The following is a 13,744-nucleotide window of genomic DNA, read 5'->3' as shown; positions in this document are numbered from 1 at the left end:
ACTCAGCTGACGACGCACTCCCCCCGGACCATCCCGCAGTTGGCCGCCGGCGTGCCCCTGCCCGTCGCGGTGAACGAGACCTTGACCGTGTCACCCGTGGCGAGCTGCGCCGACACGTCAAGGATCAGCAGGTCACCGTCCTGCGTCCACTGGGCGCCCCGCACGTCCACGACCGTGCCGTCGACCGGGACGGTGATCGTGGGGTTCTGCAGCGTCGCCGACGAGGTGTTGGAGAGCCGCAGATCGGCCGCGTACGTCGTCATCCGTTGCCGGATGGTCTGCTGGACGTTCACCGACCCGTTGCCGGACGGCGAGCCGAAGGATCCGGTGTCGTCCGTGGGCTCGGGAACGCTGGTGGTGGTCGGCGCGGCGCCGGTGTCGGCGTCCACGGAGGACGGCTCCTCCAGCGGCGTGTCCTGGGGCAGGCTCACGTCGTCCGGCTCGTTCACCGGCTCCTGCGCGGGTTCCTGCGCCGGCTCCTTCGACTTCTTCACCTTGGTCTTGGTGGGCGTCGGCTTGGCGGCCGGCTCCGTGTGGCGCGGGCGGGCGTTGTACGTGACGGTGGGCGTCGGGGTCTCGGCCGGCCCGGTGTCCTTTACCGGCTCGTCCGACGGTTCCTCCTCCACCGGCTCCGTCTCCTCCACGGGCGGCTGGGAGACCTCCGGTCCCGGCCGGTTGGTGGCGCCCTGCACGGCCGCGCAGGTGGTGTCCGCGCACTTGTCCGGACCACCCGCGGTGCTCATGAACTTGACGCCCGCCACGGTGCCGCCGAGCACGACGGCCACGGCGGCGACGGACAGCAGGGCCACCTTGCCCTTGCCGCCCCCCGACGAGGCGCCGGAGATCAGCTCGTCGTCGCGGCGCGCCTTGCGTCGGCCGCGGCGGTCGCGGGGCGGTTCCTCAGGGCCGCCGGGGCCCGAGTCGGACGACCAGCCGGAGCCCAGGAACCCGGTCTCCGCGTTGGCCCAGGCCGGCGCCTGCGCGGCGATCGGCGAGCCGGCCACCTTGACGTCGCCGGGCTCGGGCGGGCCGCTGCTGGGCACGGGGGGCGGGTCGAATCTGGCGGTACGGTCATCGGACTCGTCGAAGAAACCGGAACGATCCGGGGTGCCGTCGAAGAACGCGGTCCGCTCGTCGGGACCGCCGAACGGCCCCGATCTGTCGTCGGGACCACGGAACGGCCCGGACCCGTCGTCGGGACCACCGAACGGGCCGGACCTGTCATCCGGACCACCGAACGGCCCGGACCTGTCGTCCTGGGCGAACGGGTCAGCGGGTCCCCCGGCGTACGGGCCGGGCTGGTCGGCGGGGCCGGTGTACGGCCGGCCGGCCGGTTCGCCGAACCGGCCGTCGTCCGCGGGACGGCTGAAAGCGCTTGCGTGGCCCGACCCCGGCGTTCCGGGGGCCGGCATGCCGCCGGGAGCGCCGAACACGGCCGTCTGGTCGGCAGGGCCTTCTGGCCCGTTGAAGGAGCGGTCGGCGGGTGGGCCCCACTCGGGCGGGCGGGCGAACGCGCCCGTCGTCTCCATCGGCCCGGCCTCGTCACCCCTCTGGCCCTGAGGCGGCTGGAACGGGCTCCTGGGGTCGTTGGCCGGTGAGAATCCGCTGGCGGCGTCGGCGGGCAGCGCGAAGGCTCCGGTGGTCTCGAACGGCTCGGACTGCGGCGCGCGCGGCGGCGGCGCGTCCGTACGCCGTGGCATGGGAGCCCACTGGCCCGTCACCTCGGGCTGGTCCGGCAGGGAAGGCCAGCCGGGCTGGTCGGCCTCCTCGTCAGGACCCCAGAATGCGCTGCCGTTCCCCCGTTCATCCCCGTCTTCGGATCCACCTGTGCCGTGGCGGCCCATGGCTGCCCTTTCTCCCGGTTACAGTGGCCGCCAATCTTCATAACACCTTCGCTACGCCGCTGTCACAACAATCCCGCTAGTCACGCCTCAAATCCGGAAAATTTCACGTAAATCGGGACAAGAAGTCACTCAAAGTGATCCCAGCCGCGCCGCCCGACCTCACGGCCGCGCACCACGACACCGGCGCCCTCGACCACGTGGCCCACGACCTGCCACGATGCCGGCAGGCTTACCTCTGAGGGGAACACCGCCGCGAGCGCGTGATCCTCACCACCCGTGAGCACCCACTCCAGCGGATCGGCCCCCACCTCCTTCGCCGCGACAGCGACCGGCTCCGCCACGGCGAACGCCTCGGGATCCAGCTCGATCCGGACCCCGCTGGCCTCGGCGACGTGCCCGAGATCCTGCAGCAGCCCGTCGCTGACGTCGAGCATCGCGCCGGCGCCCAGTTCGGCCGCCTGCGGCCCCATCGAGTACGGCGGCGACGGCCTGCGATGTGCGGCCACGACCTCCTCCAAGGCCGGGGAGCCGACCGCCAGGCCCTCCTCCAGCACCGCCCATCCGGCGGCGGCGTACCCGAGCCGGCCCGTCACCGCGACCACGTGCCCCGGCCTGGCACCGGAGCGCAGCACGGGAGCGCGTCCCTTCAGGTCGCCCAGCGCGCTCACCCCGATGACCACCTGGTCGCACCGGGTGACGTCGCCCCCGGCCACACTGGCGCCGACCACGGCGCACTCGTCGCGAAACCCGTCGGTCAGCTCGTCGAGCCAGGTCAGGGGCAGGTCGGCGGGGATGCCGAGCCCCACCACGATCGAGGTGGGCACGGCGCCCATGGCGGCCACGTCGGCGAGGTTCTGGGCCGCGGCCTTTCGGCCCACGTCATAGCCGCCCGACCAGTCACGGCGGAAGTGCCGGCCCTCCAGCAGCAGATCGGTCGAAACCACGACACGCCCGTCGGGCGCGGCCACCACGGCCGCGTCGTCACCCGGCCCGAGCATTACGGCAGCGCCCTGGGGGAGGCGTCCGGTAATGCGATTTACCACACCGAATTCGCCGAGATCTCCGACTGTGATGACGCACCTCCTGACGCACACAGGGTACGGTTACCCATCGGCGTGATCCAATCGCCCAGGAGGACGTAATGGTGCAGGCCTACATCCTTATTCAGACCGAAGTGGGCAAGGCCGCCGCCGTGGCCCGCGAGATCTCCGGCATCCCGGGGGTCACCCAGGCGGAGGACGTGACGGGGCCCTACGACGTGATCGTGCGCGCGGAGGCCCACAACGTCGACGAGCTCGGCAAGCTCGTCGTCGCCCAGATTCAGGCGGTGGAGGGGATCACGCGTACTCTGACGTGTCCGATCGTCCACATCTGAAGGTAGTCGTCGCATGCGTGCCGTCACCGTCCTGCTGGTTCTGCTGACCCTCGCCGGGTGCGGCACGGTGCAGGTCGATCCGCCCACGCCGCAGGGCGAGGCGGTGGCCGCGTGCGACAAGCTGGCCGGGCTGCTGCCCGAGACCCTCGACGGTGCCGAGCGCGGCACGTCCACGCCCGAATCGCCGTACGTCGCCGTCTGGGGCGAGGGAACCATCGCGCTGCGCTGCGGAGTGGACCGGCCGTCCAGGATGGCGCCCACCGACCAGCTGCGGGAGATCGGCGGCGTGGGCTGGTTCGCCGATCCCGACAGGCCCACGTTGTTCACCGCGGTGACCGATACCGCGTACGTCGAGGTCACCGTCGGAGGCGAGCACGTGGCCGGCGAGGTGCTTGCGGACCTGTCGGGACCGATCGCCCGGCTGGCGGGCCGCTGACCGGGCGATCGTTCAGCGCAACCCCGCCGACCGGGTCAGCGCGAGCTGGATGAGCCGGTCGACCAGCGCCGGATAGGGCAGGCCCGAGGCGGCCCAGAGCTGCGGCGCGACCGACAACGACGTGAACCCGGGCATGGTGTTGATCTCGTTGAGGACGAGCGCGCCCTCAGGCGTGTAGAAGAAGTCGACCCGCGCGAGCCCTTCGCAGTCGAGCGCCTCGAACGCGCGCACCGCCATCGCCCGGAGCTCCTCGGCCGTCTCGGCCGGGATGTCGGCGGGCACGGTGAGCGACATCTGGTCGGGGTAGTACTTCGCCTCGAAGTCGAAGAACTCCTGCCCGCCCTCGACCCTGACCTCGCCGGGGATCGACGCGGCGGCCGGCTCGTCGCCCGGCGACTGCAGCACCGCGCACTCGATCTCGCGGCCCGCGATGGCGGCCTCGATGAGCACCTTGGGGTCGTGCTGTCTGGCGGCCTGCACCGCCGCCTCCAGCTGGGACCGGTCGCACGCCTTGGAGATGCCCTGCGAGGAGCCGGCCCTCGCGGGCTTGACGAACACCGGGAAGCCGAGCTCCTCTGCCTCCTTGAGCACCCGCTCGCGGTCGAGCCGCCAGTCGCGGTCGCGTACGACGACGTAACGGCCGATGGGCAGCCCCGCGGCGGCCATCACGGTTTTCATGTGGGACTTGTCCATGCCGACCGCGCTGGCCAGCACCCCCGAGCCGACGTAACGCACGCCGGCCATCTCCAGCAGGCCCTGGATCGTGCCGTCCTCGGCGAACGGCCCGTGCATCACGGGGAACACCACGTCGACCGTGCCCAGCTCCACGGGGATGCTGCCCGGGTCGTACGCCACCAGCGCGTTGCCGCCCGACGGGAGCGCCAGCGCCGCGCCCTCCCCGTCGACGACCGGCAGCTCGCCCGACTCGATGGCGAACCGCTGCTCGGACGTGGCCAGCACCCATCTGCCGTCCTGGGCGATCCCGATGGGGATCACCTCATATTTGCTCCTGTCGATCGCTTCGAGAACGCTGCCCGCGCCCATGAGGGACACGGCGTGCTCCGAATTGCGACCCCCGAAAACGACGGCGACGCGTGGCTTGCTCATGGTGTCCGAATCTACCGGGGTGTCCCTGTCACAGCGAGCCGAGCACGCCGTAATCAGGTCTTTCACTTATACGCCGTAACGCTCGGGTTTGGGCGAGCGTGACATCAGCAACATGCCCGCCTCCGCCGGGGACATGCCGTCGTGCACCACTCCGACGACGACCTCGGTGATGGGCATCTCGACGTCGTGTTTCCTGGCCAGCTCCAGCACGGACTCGCAGGACTTGACGCCCTCCGCCGTCTGCTTGGTGGCCGCGACGGCCTCGTCCAGCGTCATGCCCCTGCCGAGGTTCTCGCCGAACGTACGGTTGCGCGACAGCGGCGACGTGCACGTGGCCACCAGGTCGCCCATGCCGGCCAGCCCCGCGAACGTGTGCGCGTCGGCGCCGAGCGCCGCGCCCAGCCGGGAGATCTCGGCCAGCCCCCTGGTGATGAGCATGGCACTGACGTTGTCGCCCATGCCCATGCCCGCGGAGACGCCGACGGCCAGCGCGATCACGTTCTTCACCGCGCCGCCCAGCTCCACGCCGACGACGTCGGGGTTGGTGTACGGGCGGAACCACGGCGGCAGGTGACAGGCCGACTGGAGGCGCGCGGCGACGGACTCGTCGGCGCAGGCGACGACGGTGGCGGCGGGCTGGCGCAGGGCGATCTCCTTGGCCAGGTTGGGCCCGGAGACGACGGCGACACGTTCCTCCGGCACCTCGGCGACCTCGCGGATCACCTCGCTCATCCGCTTGGTCGTGCCCAGCTCGATGCCCTTCATCAGGCTGACCAGCACCGCGCGGGACGGCAGGTGCTCGCGCCAGCGGGCCAGGTTGTCCCGCAGCCGCTGCGCCGGCACGGCCAGCACCACGAAGTCGGCGCCGTCGAGCGCCCGCGCGGGGTCGGTCGTGGCGCGCAGCGAGGCCGGCAGCTCGATGCCCGGCAGGTAGTCGGGGTTGGCGTGCTCACGGTCGATCGCCTCGACCAGCTCCGGCCTGCGCCCCCACAGCGTGACCTCGTTGCCGGCCTCCGCCAGGATCATGGCGAACGTCGTGCCCCACGAGCCCGTGCCGAGAACGGCCACCTTCGTCATGCCATCACCGTCCGGCGGGGTCGTAGGGAGTTTCCGGCGCCTTCTCCCCGCGCAGCTCGGCGAGCTGCGCGGTGATCGCGGCCATGATGTCGGCCGTCGCCTCGCGCAGCACGGCCGCCTGCGGCGGTCGGTCCGCGTATTTTGACAGGTCGACAGGCGGCCCCACGCTGACGCGGAACGTCTTGCGCGGGAACAGCCTGGGCTTCTTCTCCCCGTAGGGGAGCAGCTCATGCGCACCCCAGTGGGCGACCGGGATGACCGGCGCGCCGCTCTGCAACGCCAGCCGGGCCGCGCCCGTCTTGCCCACCATGGGCCACAGGCCGGGGTCACGGGTGCAGGTGCCCTCCGGGTAGAACAAGATCGCACAACCGGCGTCGAGCCGTTCTGCCGAGATCTGCAGTGACAGGGCCGCCTCGCTGCTGCCGCGGGCGACCGGGATGGCCAGCAGCGCCGTCACGGCCCGGCCGAGGAGCGGCACTTTGAAAAGCGCGGACTTGGCGAGGATTACCGGCCAGCGCCCGTTGTTGTAGAGGAAGTGCGACAGCAGAACAGGGTCGGCCCAGGAGAGATGGTTGGTCGCGATGATCACGCCGCCGGTGCGGGGGATGCGCTCCCCTCCGCGCCAGTCCCTTTTGACCAGGAACCGGGACAGCGGTTTCACCACGACTACTGCCAGGGTTTCCCAGAAACGCGACGGTCGCGTGGGGCGGCTCATGATCTCCTCCAACACCTGCGGGATGCGCCCCAAGTCTCCCGGTTGGCCGCTCGGGATGTCGAGGCGCGTGATGCTTGAGCGTTCGGCTTGGTCCCCGCGCCCGCGGGCGGGGGCTTTCCATCTTCACAGGTCGAAGTCGCCGCGCCGCAGCCGCCTGGGCGCCCGCGGAGGTGACGTCGTTCACGGTACGCCCCGCCGCCAGGATGTTCTTCGGGGCGTCGAGCCGTCGCCCGCCCGCACGACGAGGGTTTCCCTGGCTGGAGCCCGCGCTCTTCAGCGAAGGAGAAACCGATGAGCAACCGGTGGTCACTGGTGGTGCCGGTCAAGACGCTGGTCGCGGCGAAGACCCGGCTCGCCGCTGCGACCGGGCCCCACCGCACCAGGCTGGCCGTCGCGGTGGCCTGCGACACCGTGGCGGCGGCGCTGTCGTGCCCGGTGGTGGCGCGAGTGATCGTGGTGACCGCCGACCCGGCCGCGGCGGGCCCCCTCGCCGGGCTCGGGGCCGAGGTGGTGCACGACCCCGACCGCGGGCTGAACACCGCGCTCCGCACGGGGGCCGCCCATGCCGTACGCGTCGCGCCCGGCGACGCGGTGGGCGCGCTCCAGGCCGACCTGCCCGCCCTGCGGCCGGCCGAGCTGGGCCTGGCACTGGAGGCGGCGGCCGAGTTCGACCAGGCGTTCGTGCCCGACGCGCTGGACGTGGGGACGACCTTTTACGGCGTGGGGCCCGGGACGCCGTTCACGCCCAGGTTCGGCGGGGAGTCGCGGGCCAAGCACCTGGCCGCCGGGGCCAAGGAACTGGCCGTGCCGGGGATCGACTCCGTACGCCGCGACGTCGACACCCCCGACGACCTGCGCGCAGCCGTCGCGCTCGGGCTCGGCAGGCACACGGCGGCGGTGGTGGGTGAGTTGTGGCCGGACACATGACCGGGGCGGCGGTCAGGAAGCATCATTGGACCGCCCGGCGCGGCCGCCTTACGCTGGTCCTCGTGCAGGCGACGGTGCGCAGTTTCGACGAGGCCACTCGCTCGGGCACGGTGTTCCTCGACGACGGGACCGTGCTGGAGTTCGGCGCGCCCGCCTTCGACGCGGGGCCGCTCCGATTGCTGCGCACCGGGCAGCGGGTCAATCTCGCGATGTCCGGCGGCGCGATCACTTACATCACGCTCTCCACTTTCCCGGTGCCCGGCGCATGAAATGCGGACGCCCGGGCCGGACGGCCCGGGCGTGGTCCGCCGAGTTTACTTTTTCTTGCCGATTTTCTTGCCGCCCTCGTTCACCAGCTCTTTGAAATCGGAGCCGGGACGGAACTTCGGTGCCCAGCTCTCCGCGACGTTGATTTCCGCCCCGGTCGACGGATTGCGCGCCGTGCGGGCGGGCTTGTTCACCATCTCGAACGCGCCGAAGCCCGTGATCGAGACCTTGTCGCCGCTGGCCACGGCCTTCTGGATGGCGTCGACGACCGCGTTCACGGCCTCGGTGGCCGTCTTCCTGTCGCCCACCCGATCCGCGATGGCCTCGACGAGTTCACGCTTGTTCATGAAAGTCCTGCTCCCCCAGTTACGGCTCGGGGCTCCAGTTTACGTGTTTGACGGAGAAACCCCTTACGGGCTCGAAAGTAGGCGGGATCGCAGGGGAACTCAATCACCGGGCGTGTTTTCCGCACTTCGTGGCGTGTCGGGGGGCTCGTCAAGGGAGGCCAGAAACGTGTCGAGGCGGAGCGCGGCCCTTTTCGGGTCCCGCTTCGCGAGCTCGCAGATCGACAGATAGCGGCGCGCTATCCGTTCCTTGTCGGCTGCGGGGAGCATGCGGACGCGGCGGTGCGCCTCGCGCAACCGCCGCGCCAGTTCGTCGTCTTCTAGACGGTCGTCGGCAGCCATGGCTGCCGACCATTCTCGTATGCCGCCACCTCGTCGGCGTGACGCAGGGTCAGCCCGATGTCGTCGAGGCCTTCCATGAGCCGCCAGCGGGTGTAGTCGTCGATCTCGAAGCCGAGGACCTCATCCGCCCAGCGAACCTGGCGTTCCCGCAGGTCAACGGTGATTTCGAGCTTGGGGTCTGCCTCGACGGCCGACTGCAGGGCCGCCACCTTGTCGCCGGGCAGGACGACCGGCAGCAGGCCCATCTTCGTGGAGTTGTTGCGGAAGATGTCGCCGAACCTGGCGGCGATGACGACGCGGAACCCGTACTGCTGGAGCGCCCAGACCGCGTGTTCGCGCGAGGAGCCGGTGCCGAAGTCGGGACCGGCGACCAGGATCGAGGCGCCGTCGTAGGCGGCGTCGTTGAGGACGAACTCCGGGTCCTCGCGCCAGGCGGCGAACAGGCCCCTCTCGAAGCCGGTGCGGCTGACCTGCTTGAGCCAGACGGCCGGGATGATCTGGTCGGTGTCGACGTTGCTGCGGCGCAGCGGCACCGCCGTACCGGTGTGGGTGGTGAAGGCTTCCATCGATTGTCCTTACGGGTCTACAGGGCTGAAGGTCTGCGGGACGCCCGGCGTCAGAGGTCGGCCGGAGCGGTGAGGCGGCCGGTCACCGCGGTCGCGGCGGCGACCTGCGGCGACACCAGATGGGTGCGGCCGCCCTTGCCCTGGCGACCCTCGAAGTTGCGGTTGGAGGTCGAGGCGCTGCGCTCGCCCGGCTTGAGCGTGTCGGGGTTCATGCCGAGGCACATCGAGCAGCCGGCCTCGCGCCACTCGGCGCCCGCGGCCTTGAACACCTCGTGCAGGCCCTCCTCCTCGGCCTGCACCTTGACCTGCATCGAGCCGGGGACGATGAGCGTGCGGGTCCTCACCTGGCGGCCGCGCAGGATCTCGGCGGCCGAGCGCAGGTCCTCGATGCGGCCGTTGGTGCACGAGCCGACGAACACGGTGTCGACCTCGATCTCGCGCAGCGGCGTGCCCGCGCGCAGGCCCATGTAGTCGAGCGCGCGTTCGGCGGCCGAGCGGGCGACCGGGTCGCCGAAGGAGTCGGGGCTCGGCACGGACTCGGCGAGCGGCAGCCCCTGGCCGGGGTTGGTGCCCCACGTGACGTAGGGGGTCAGCGTCGAGGCGTCGATCTCCACGACCTTGTCGAACACGGCGTCGTCGTCGGTGCGCAGCGACTTCCAGTAGTCGACGGCCTGGTCCCACGCCTCGCCCTGCGGCGCGTGCGGGCGCCCCTTGAGGTAGGCGAACGTGGTCTCGTCCGGCGCGATCATGCCGGCGCGGGCGCCCGCCTCGATGGACATGTTGCACACCGTCATGCGGCCCTCCATGGAGAGCTTGCGCACCGCCTCGCCGCGGTATTCGACGATGTAGCCCTGGCCGCCGCCGGTGCCGATATTGGAGATGATGGCCAGGATCAGGTCCTTGGCGGTGACGCCGGGGGGCAGTTCGCCCGAGACCTCGATGGCCATCGTCTTCGGCCGGTAGGCGGGCAGCGTCTGGGTGGCCAGCACGTGCTCGACCTCGGAGGTGCCGATGCCGAACGCGATGCCGCCGAACGCGCCGTGCGTCGAGGTGTGGGAGTCGCCGCAGACGATCGTCATGCCCGGCTGCGTCAGGCCGAACTGCGGGCCGATGATGTGCACCACGCCCTGACCGGCGTCACCCATCGGGTGGAGCCTGATGCCGAACTCCGCGGCGTTCTTGCGCAGCGTCTCGACCTGCTTCTTGGACACCGGGTCGGCGATCGGGCCGAGCACGGTCGGCACGTTGTGGTCCTCGGTGGCGATCGTGAGATCGGGACGCCGCACCTTCCGGCCGGCGAGACGGAGCCCGTCGAACGCCTGCGGGCTGGTCACCTCGTGGATGAGGTGCAGGTCGATGTAGAGCAGGTCGGGCTCGCCGTCGGCGCGCCTGACGACGTGCTGCTCCCAGACCTTCTCGGCCAGTGTGCGGCCCATGTGATCTTCCTCCTGCTTAGAGCGATGCGGCGCATCGCGGCTCAGTCGCTCGGACCCGGTCTCTTCCCTCGTCGCTCCGGTCGCCCCGCTCCCTGCGCTCTCGGTTCAGAGATCGGCGATCCCTCGCGGGAGAACCTTTGTGACTTGCCTTCTCATATGTCGAGACGGCAGTATCGTCCTATGGACAACTCTAGCGGAGTCGGAGTACTCGACAAGGCAGTTCTTGTACTCAATGCCCTCGAAGCGGGACCCGCTTCACTGGCGCAGCTCGTCCAGGCCACCGGTCTGGCCCGCCCCACGGCCCATCGGCTGGCCGTCGCACTGGAGCACCACCGCATCGTGAGCCGCGACACGCAGGGCCGTTTCGTCCTGGGTCCACGGCTGTCCGAGTTGTCCACCGCGGCCGGCGAGGACCGGCTGCTGGCGGTGGCCTCCCCCGTACTGATGCAGCTCAGAGACCTGACCGGGGAGAGCGCGCAACTTTATCGCCGCCAAGGGGACGAACGCGTCTGCGTGGCGGCGGCGGAGCGGGCCAGCGGCCTGCGCGACACGGTTCCCGTGGGTTCGGCGCTGCCCATGACGGCAGGTTCGGCGGCGCAGATCCTGCTCGCCTGGGAGGAGCCCGACCGGCTGCACCGCGGGCTGCGCGGCGCCAAGTTCACCGCCGCCACGCTCGCGTCCGTACGCCGCAGGGGCTGGGCCCACAGCGTCGGCGAGCGGGAGCAGGGAGTGGCCAGCGTCTCCGCCCCCATAAGGGGCAGCGGAGGCAAGGTGATCGCGGCCGTGTCGGTCTCCGGGCCCATCGAGCGGCTCACGCGAGCCCCCGGCCGGTTGCACGCGGTGCCCGTCATGGCGGCGGCCGAACGCATCACCGAGGCGATGCGCCGCACGTCATGATCGGCGAAACCAGGTATTTCCGGGGCCGACAGCCTCGTGAGCACACTAGCCTGAGTGCGTGACAGATCGCATCGAGGTAGCCGCCACTGAGCTGCGACCCCTGCTCGAAGAGTTCATCATGTGGGCGCGTGCGAACGCGCCCGGAAGCGACCCCGAGCTCGTGGGGCCTGCCGCACTCTGGCACCGTCTCGCCTTCTCGCAGGACCTCGGCACGTGGAAGCGTGCCGACCTGCGTAACCTGCTGCTCGATCGCATGCCCAAGGTCGTTGAGGATCCCGACGCCGCCGCCGACGGGATGCTCTCCGCCGTGGACGCGTACCTCACGTTCCTCTCCCAGACCGGCAGGCTCGCCGAGGGCTCCGACTCCCTCACCGATCTGCAGGCCGAACTCGACGACGTCGAAGACGAGTTCGTCGACCTGATGGAGGAGCTGATCGACGGCGTGGACGACGAGGAGGAGGCCGGCGACCTCGGCGACTTCGAGACATACGCCGACGAGCTGGCCGAACTCGACACGATCAGGCTGCGGCCCGACTCCGAGCTGGCCGCGGCCGCCCGCGAGGCGCCGCTCATCGCCAAGGCGCGCGACCTGGCCGTGTGGGTGGGCTCGGGCCGCCGGGTGGGCGAGGACACCCTGCTCAGCGACGCCGAGGTGGAGGAGGCGCTGGCGGCCGTCGGGCTGCCCAGGCCGGAAACCGAAGGCCCGGTCTCCGAGGCCGTCCCCTATCTGTGGAACATCTGGAACCTGGCCGTCGATCTGGAGTTCCTCGAACCGGGCGAAGGCAACACGGTGACGGTCCAGGACGACACGTCGGAGTGGCCGTTCGACGATGACGACGACGTGCTCGACGCCTGGATGCTCGGGCTGCACTCGGTCGACTACGGCGACCCCGAGCTCGACGACTACGCTCTCACGATGGCGCTGGCGGGCCTGACCCGCGGCCTCCTGGTCAGGCTGCTGCTGGCCGGCGGCTCACGTGACCGCGACGACCTGAGCCACGACCTGGCCGAGACCGTCGCCGACCTCGATGAGCTCGGGTCGGACGCGTGGGAGGCGGCGGGCGACCCGCTGGCACCCGCGATCGACTGGCTGATCGGCTACGGCATGGTCGAGGTCGACGGCAAGATCCTAAGGCTCACGCCGCTCGGCACCGAAGGGATCGTCCACCTGGTCGACGACGCCGGAATCGAGGTCGACGCCCGGCCGGCGATCGAAGCCATGAGCGCCCACGAACTGCTCGCGCTCAGCTCCGAACTGCCCGAAGAAGAGGCCGACGCCGAGTTCGCCGCCTGGATGCGGCTGCGCGAACCCGCCAAAGCGGCCGAAGAGCTGCTGGAGGCGGCGGGCGAGGACGAAAGCGACGCCCTGATCAGGGTGCAGGCCGCCAGCGTGGTCGGCACCCTCGGGGAGGCGGCCGTCCCGGCCTGGCAGGAGGCGCTCAAGCAGCCCACCCTGCGGCCGTACGCGGCCACCCACCTCAGCCAGCTCGAAGTCGAGGGGGCGCCCGAACCGACACAGGACGACACGCACTGGCTCATCCTCGACATGTGGACGATCTCCGCCGGGCTGGGGCGGTCGGAGTTCGTGAGCAGCCTGCAGGACATCGGGCCCGACATGGTCAGCAACCTGCTGGAGGTGATCTGGAAGATTCCGCACGCGCATGTGGAGGAACTGCTGGATCTCATCTCCCAGGTGCATCCCGACAAACAGGTCGCCAAGACCGCCCGGCGCGCCCTGTTCAAAGCCCGCTCCCTGTAACCGCCCGCTGATCGGCACGTTGTGAGTCGCTTGGTGTGATCCGCTCGGCCGCGGCGCCGCACGTGGCTGGGCGATTTCCAGCCTTACGCTGGCGGCGGGCGTCCCCACCCGCCGCACGTGGCCGGCCCCCGTCCAGGGAAACGCTCCTGGGGTTCACGGGGCCGGGTGCCGTGACGTGCGCGCTGTGGGCCGATCGCGTGGAAGTCGCCACCGAAGAGGACACACCGCAGCGGGCAAGTCGGTGACCCGACAACCGGAGGGGGACAGCCGTGGAAATGAGAAACTCCGGGCGGTGGGGCGCCGGAGTTGGTGAGGTAGACGTAGTCCCGACCGGATTCGAACCGGCGCTACCGCCTTGAGAGGGCGGCGTCCTGGGCCACTAGACGACGGGACCTTCGTGCGCTTGTGACAGTGGTAGTCCCGACCGGATTCGAACCGGCGCTACCGCCTTGAGAGGGCGGCGTCCTGGGCCACTAGACGACGGGACCCTGTTCACAAGCTGATGCGCCGGGCTTCCCCGGCGACGCGCGTAACTCTACCGCACCCCGGAGACCACAACCAAACCACTTACGACCCATCAGCCCCTCCCGAGGGGACCGTCGCCTTGAGGCGACGGGTGAATCGGGAGCGGGAGGGCCGTCAAGGCCCGATC

At 70.7% G+C, this 13,744-nt stretch carries 15 protein-coding genes and 2 tRNA genes; 6 read left to right on the top strand and 11 right to left on the bottom strand.

The window, feature by feature from the left end; translation table 11 throughout:
- Positions 1 to 2: 2 nt before the first annotated feature.
- Together E1295_RS02830 and E1295_RS02825 are read right to left on the bottom strand one after the other, a co-directional pair.
- Positions 3 to 1,700 (bottom strand): hypothetical protein, encoded by a 1,698-nt coding sequence (locus tag E1295_RS02830; RefSeq protein ID WP_132628055.1) that lies wholly within the window; start codon positions 1,698 to 1,700, stop codon positions 3 to 5.
- A 269-nt stretch (positions 1,701 to 1,969) separates the two neighbouring features.
- Positions 1,970 to 2,917, bottom strand: a complete 948-nt coding sequence (locus E1295_RS02825) for a thiamine-phosphate kinase (protein ID WP_132628101.1) — start codon at positions 2,915 to 2,917, stop codon at positions 1,970 to 1,972.
- A gap of 68 nt (positions 2,918 to 2,985) precedes the next feature.
- On the opposite strand from E1295_RS02825, the gene E1295_RS02820 reads away from it, so the two are divergent.
- Positions 2,986 to 3,219, top strand: a complete 234-nt coding sequence (locus tag E1295_RS02820; RefSeq protein ID WP_132334507.1) for an Lrp/AsnC family transcriptional regulator — start codon at positions 2,986 to 2,988, stop codon at positions 3,217 to 3,219.
- A gap of 13 nt (positions 3,220 to 3,232) precedes the next feature.
- Positions 3,233 to 3,655, top strand: a complete 423-nt coding sequence (locus tag E1295_RS02815) for a DUF3515 family protein (RefSeq protein ID WP_132628054.1) — start codon at positions 3,233 to 3,235, stop codon at positions 3,653 to 3,655.
- A 12-nt stretch (positions 3,656 to 3,667) separates the two neighbouring features.
- Here E1295_RS02815 and E1295_RS02810 read toward each other — a convergent pair whose 3' ends face one another.
- The 3 genes from E1295_RS02810 to E1295_RS02800 all read right to left on the bottom strand — a co-directional run bounded on the left by E1295_RS02810 (position 3,668) and on the right by E1295_RS02800 (position 6,554).
- Positions 3,668 to 4,762, bottom strand: coding sequence for a D-alanine--D-alanine ligase family protein (locus E1295_RS02810; protein ID WP_132628053.1), 1,095 nt, complete (start codon positions 4,760 to 4,762; stop codon positions 3,668 to 3,670).
- A 66-nt stretch (positions 4,763 to 4,828) separates the two neighbouring features.
- Complete coding sequence (locus E1295_RS02805) at positions 4,829 to 5,839, bottom strand: NAD(P)H-dependent glycerol-3-phosphate dehydrogenase (protein WP_132628052.1); 1,011 nt, start codon at positions 5,837 to 5,839, stop codon at positions 4,829 to 4,831.
- Positions 5,840 to 5,843: 4 nt separating this feature from the next.
- Positions 5,844 to 6,554, bottom strand: a complete 711-nt coding sequence (locus E1295_RS02800; RefSeq protein WP_132628051.1) for a lysophospholipid acyltransferase family protein — start codon at positions 6,552 to 6,554, stop codon at positions 5,844 to 5,846.
- Between the two features lie 291 nt (positions 6,555 to 6,845).
- On the opposite strand from E1295_RS02800, the gene cofC reads away from it, so the two are divergent.
- Both cofC and E1295_RS02790 read left to right on the top strand, forming a co-directional pair.
- Positions 6,846 to 7,481: a 2-phospho-L-lactate guanylyltransferase gene (gene cofC, locus E1295_RS02795; protein ID WP_132628050.1), complete on the top strand. Its 636-nt coding sequence runs from the start codon at positions 6,846 to 6,848 to the stop codon at positions 7,479 to 7,481.
- A gap of 62 nt (positions 7,482 to 7,543) precedes the next feature.
- Positions 7,544 to 7,750: a hypothetical protein gene (locus E1295_RS02790; RefSeq protein WP_132628049.1), complete on the top strand. Its 207-nt coding sequence runs from the start codon at positions 7,544 to 7,546 to the stop codon at positions 7,748 to 7,750.
- Between the two features lie 45 nt (positions 7,751 to 7,795).
- Here the strand turns inward: E1295_RS02790 and E1295_RS02785 are convergent, their stop codons facing one another.
- The 4 genes from E1295_RS02785 to leuC form a co-directional block, all read right to left on the bottom strand.
- On the bottom strand, positions 7,796 to 8,095 hold the full coding sequence (locus tag E1295_RS02785; protein ID WP_132334500.1) for an HU family DNA-binding protein: 300 nt from the start codon (positions 8,093 to 8,095) through the stop codon (positions 7,796 to 7,798).
- 99 nt (positions 8,096 to 8,194) lie between these two features.
- A complete protein-coding gene (locus E1295_RS02780; protein ID WP_132628048.1) occupies positions 8,195 to 8,434 on the bottom strand; it encodes an SCO5555 family protein in 240 nt (79 codons plus the stop codon).
- Positions 8,413 to 9,000 (bottom strand): 3-isopropylmalate dehydratase small subunit, encoded by a 588-nt coding sequence (gene leuD, locus E1295_RS02775; protein WP_132628047.1) that lies wholly within the window; start codon positions 8,998 to 9,000, stop codon positions 8,413 to 8,415. The genes E1295_RS02780 and leuD overlap by 22 nt, the downstream gene beginning before the upstream one ends.
- Positions 9,001 to 9,050: 50 nt before the next feature.
- Entirely contained in the window at positions 9,051 to 10,436 is a 1,386-nt protein-coding gene (gene leuC, locus E1295_RS02770; protein ID WP_132628046.1) for a 3-isopropylmalate dehydratase large subunit, read from the bottom strand.
- Between the two features lie 180 nt (positions 10,437 to 10,616).
- Here leuC and E1295_RS02765 point away from each other — a divergent pair, with 180 nt between their 5' ends.
- Positions 10,617 to 11,333, top strand: a complete 717-nt coding sequence (locus E1295_RS02765) for an IclR family transcriptional regulator (RefSeq protein ID WP_020543978.1) — start codon at positions 10,617 to 10,619, stop codon at positions 11,331 to 11,333.
- Between the two features lie 58 nt (positions 11,334 to 11,391).
- The gene (locus E1295_RS02760) at positions 11,392 to 13,092 is read left to right on the top strand and encodes a hypothetical protein (RefSeq protein WP_132628045.1); all 1,701 of its coding nucleotides are present in this window, start codon (positions 11,392 to 11,394) and stop codon (positions 13,090 to 13,092) included.
- Between the two features lie 321 nt (positions 13,093 to 13,413).
- Here the strand turns inward: E1295_RS02760 and E1295_RS02755 are convergent.
- Positions 13,414 to 13,486 (bottom strand) — tRNA-Glu (locus E1295_RS02755).
- A gap of 18 nt (positions 13,487 to 13,504) precedes the next feature.
- Positions 13,505 to 13,580: transfer RNA gene (locus E1295_RS02750), tRNA-Glu, on the bottom strand.
- Positions 13,581 to 13,744 lie beyond the last annotated feature (164 nt).

This window comes from Nonomuraea mesophila (assembly GCF_004352805.1).
In the GTDB taxonomy this organism is placed as follows: Bacteria; Actinomycetota; Actinomycetes; order Streptosporangiales; family Streptosporangiaceae; genus Nonomuraea; species Nonomuraea longispora.
This window is presented reverse-complemented; position numbering and strand designations above follow the sequence as displayed.

Excerpts from the sequence above, each read along its gene's own strand:
- E1295_RS02820 (WP_132334507.1), top strand. The coding sequence starts at position 2,986 with ATGGTGCAGGCCTACATCCTTATTCAGACCGAAGTGGGCAAGGCCGCC.
- E1295_RS02810 (WP_132628053.1), bottom strand. The coding sequence starts at position 4,762 with ATGAGCAAGCCACGCGTCGCCGTCGTTTTCGGGGGTCGCAATTCGGAG.
- E1295_RS02780 (WP_132628048.1), bottom strand. The coding sequence starts at position 8,434 with ATGGCTGCCGACGACCGTCTAGAAGACGACGAACTGGCGCGGCGGTTG.
- E1295_RS02815 (WP_132628054.1), top strand. The coding sequence starts at position 3,233 with ATGCGTGCCGTCACCGTCCTGCTGGTTCTGCTGACCCTCGCCGGGTGC.
- E1295_RS02805 (WP_132628052.1), bottom strand. The coding sequence starts at position 5,839 with ATGACGAAGGTGGCCGTTCTCGGCACGGGCTCGTGGGGCACGACGTTC.
- E1295_RS02830 (WP_132628055.1), bottom strand. The coding sequence starts at position 1,700 with ATGCCACGGCGTACGGACGCGCCGCCGCCGCGCGCGCCGCAGTCCGAG.
- E1295_RS02800 (WP_132628051.1), bottom strand. The coding sequence starts at position 6,554 with ATGAGCCGCCCCACGCGACCGTCGCGTTTCTGGGAAACCCTGGCAGTA.
- leuD (WP_132628047.1), bottom strand. The coding sequence starts at position 9,000 with ATGGAAGCCTTCACCACCCACACCGGTACGGCGGTGCCGCTGCGCCGC.
- leuC (WP_132628046.1), bottom strand. The coding sequence starts at position 10,436 with ATGGGCCGCACACTGGCCGAGAAGGTCTGGGAGCAGCACGTCGTCAGG.
- cofC (WP_132628050.1), top strand. The coding sequence starts at position 6,846 with ATGAGCAACCGGTGGTCACTGGTGGTGCCGGTCAAGACGCTGGTCGCG.
- E1295_RS02785 (WP_132334500.1), bottom strand. The coding sequence starts at position 8,095 with ATGAACAAGCGTGAACTCGTCGAGGCCATCGCGGATCGGGTGGGCGAC.
- E1295_RS02765 (WP_020543978.1), top strand. The coding sequence starts at position 10,617 with ATGGACAACTCTAGCGGAGTCGGAGTACTCGACAAGGCAGTTCTTGTA.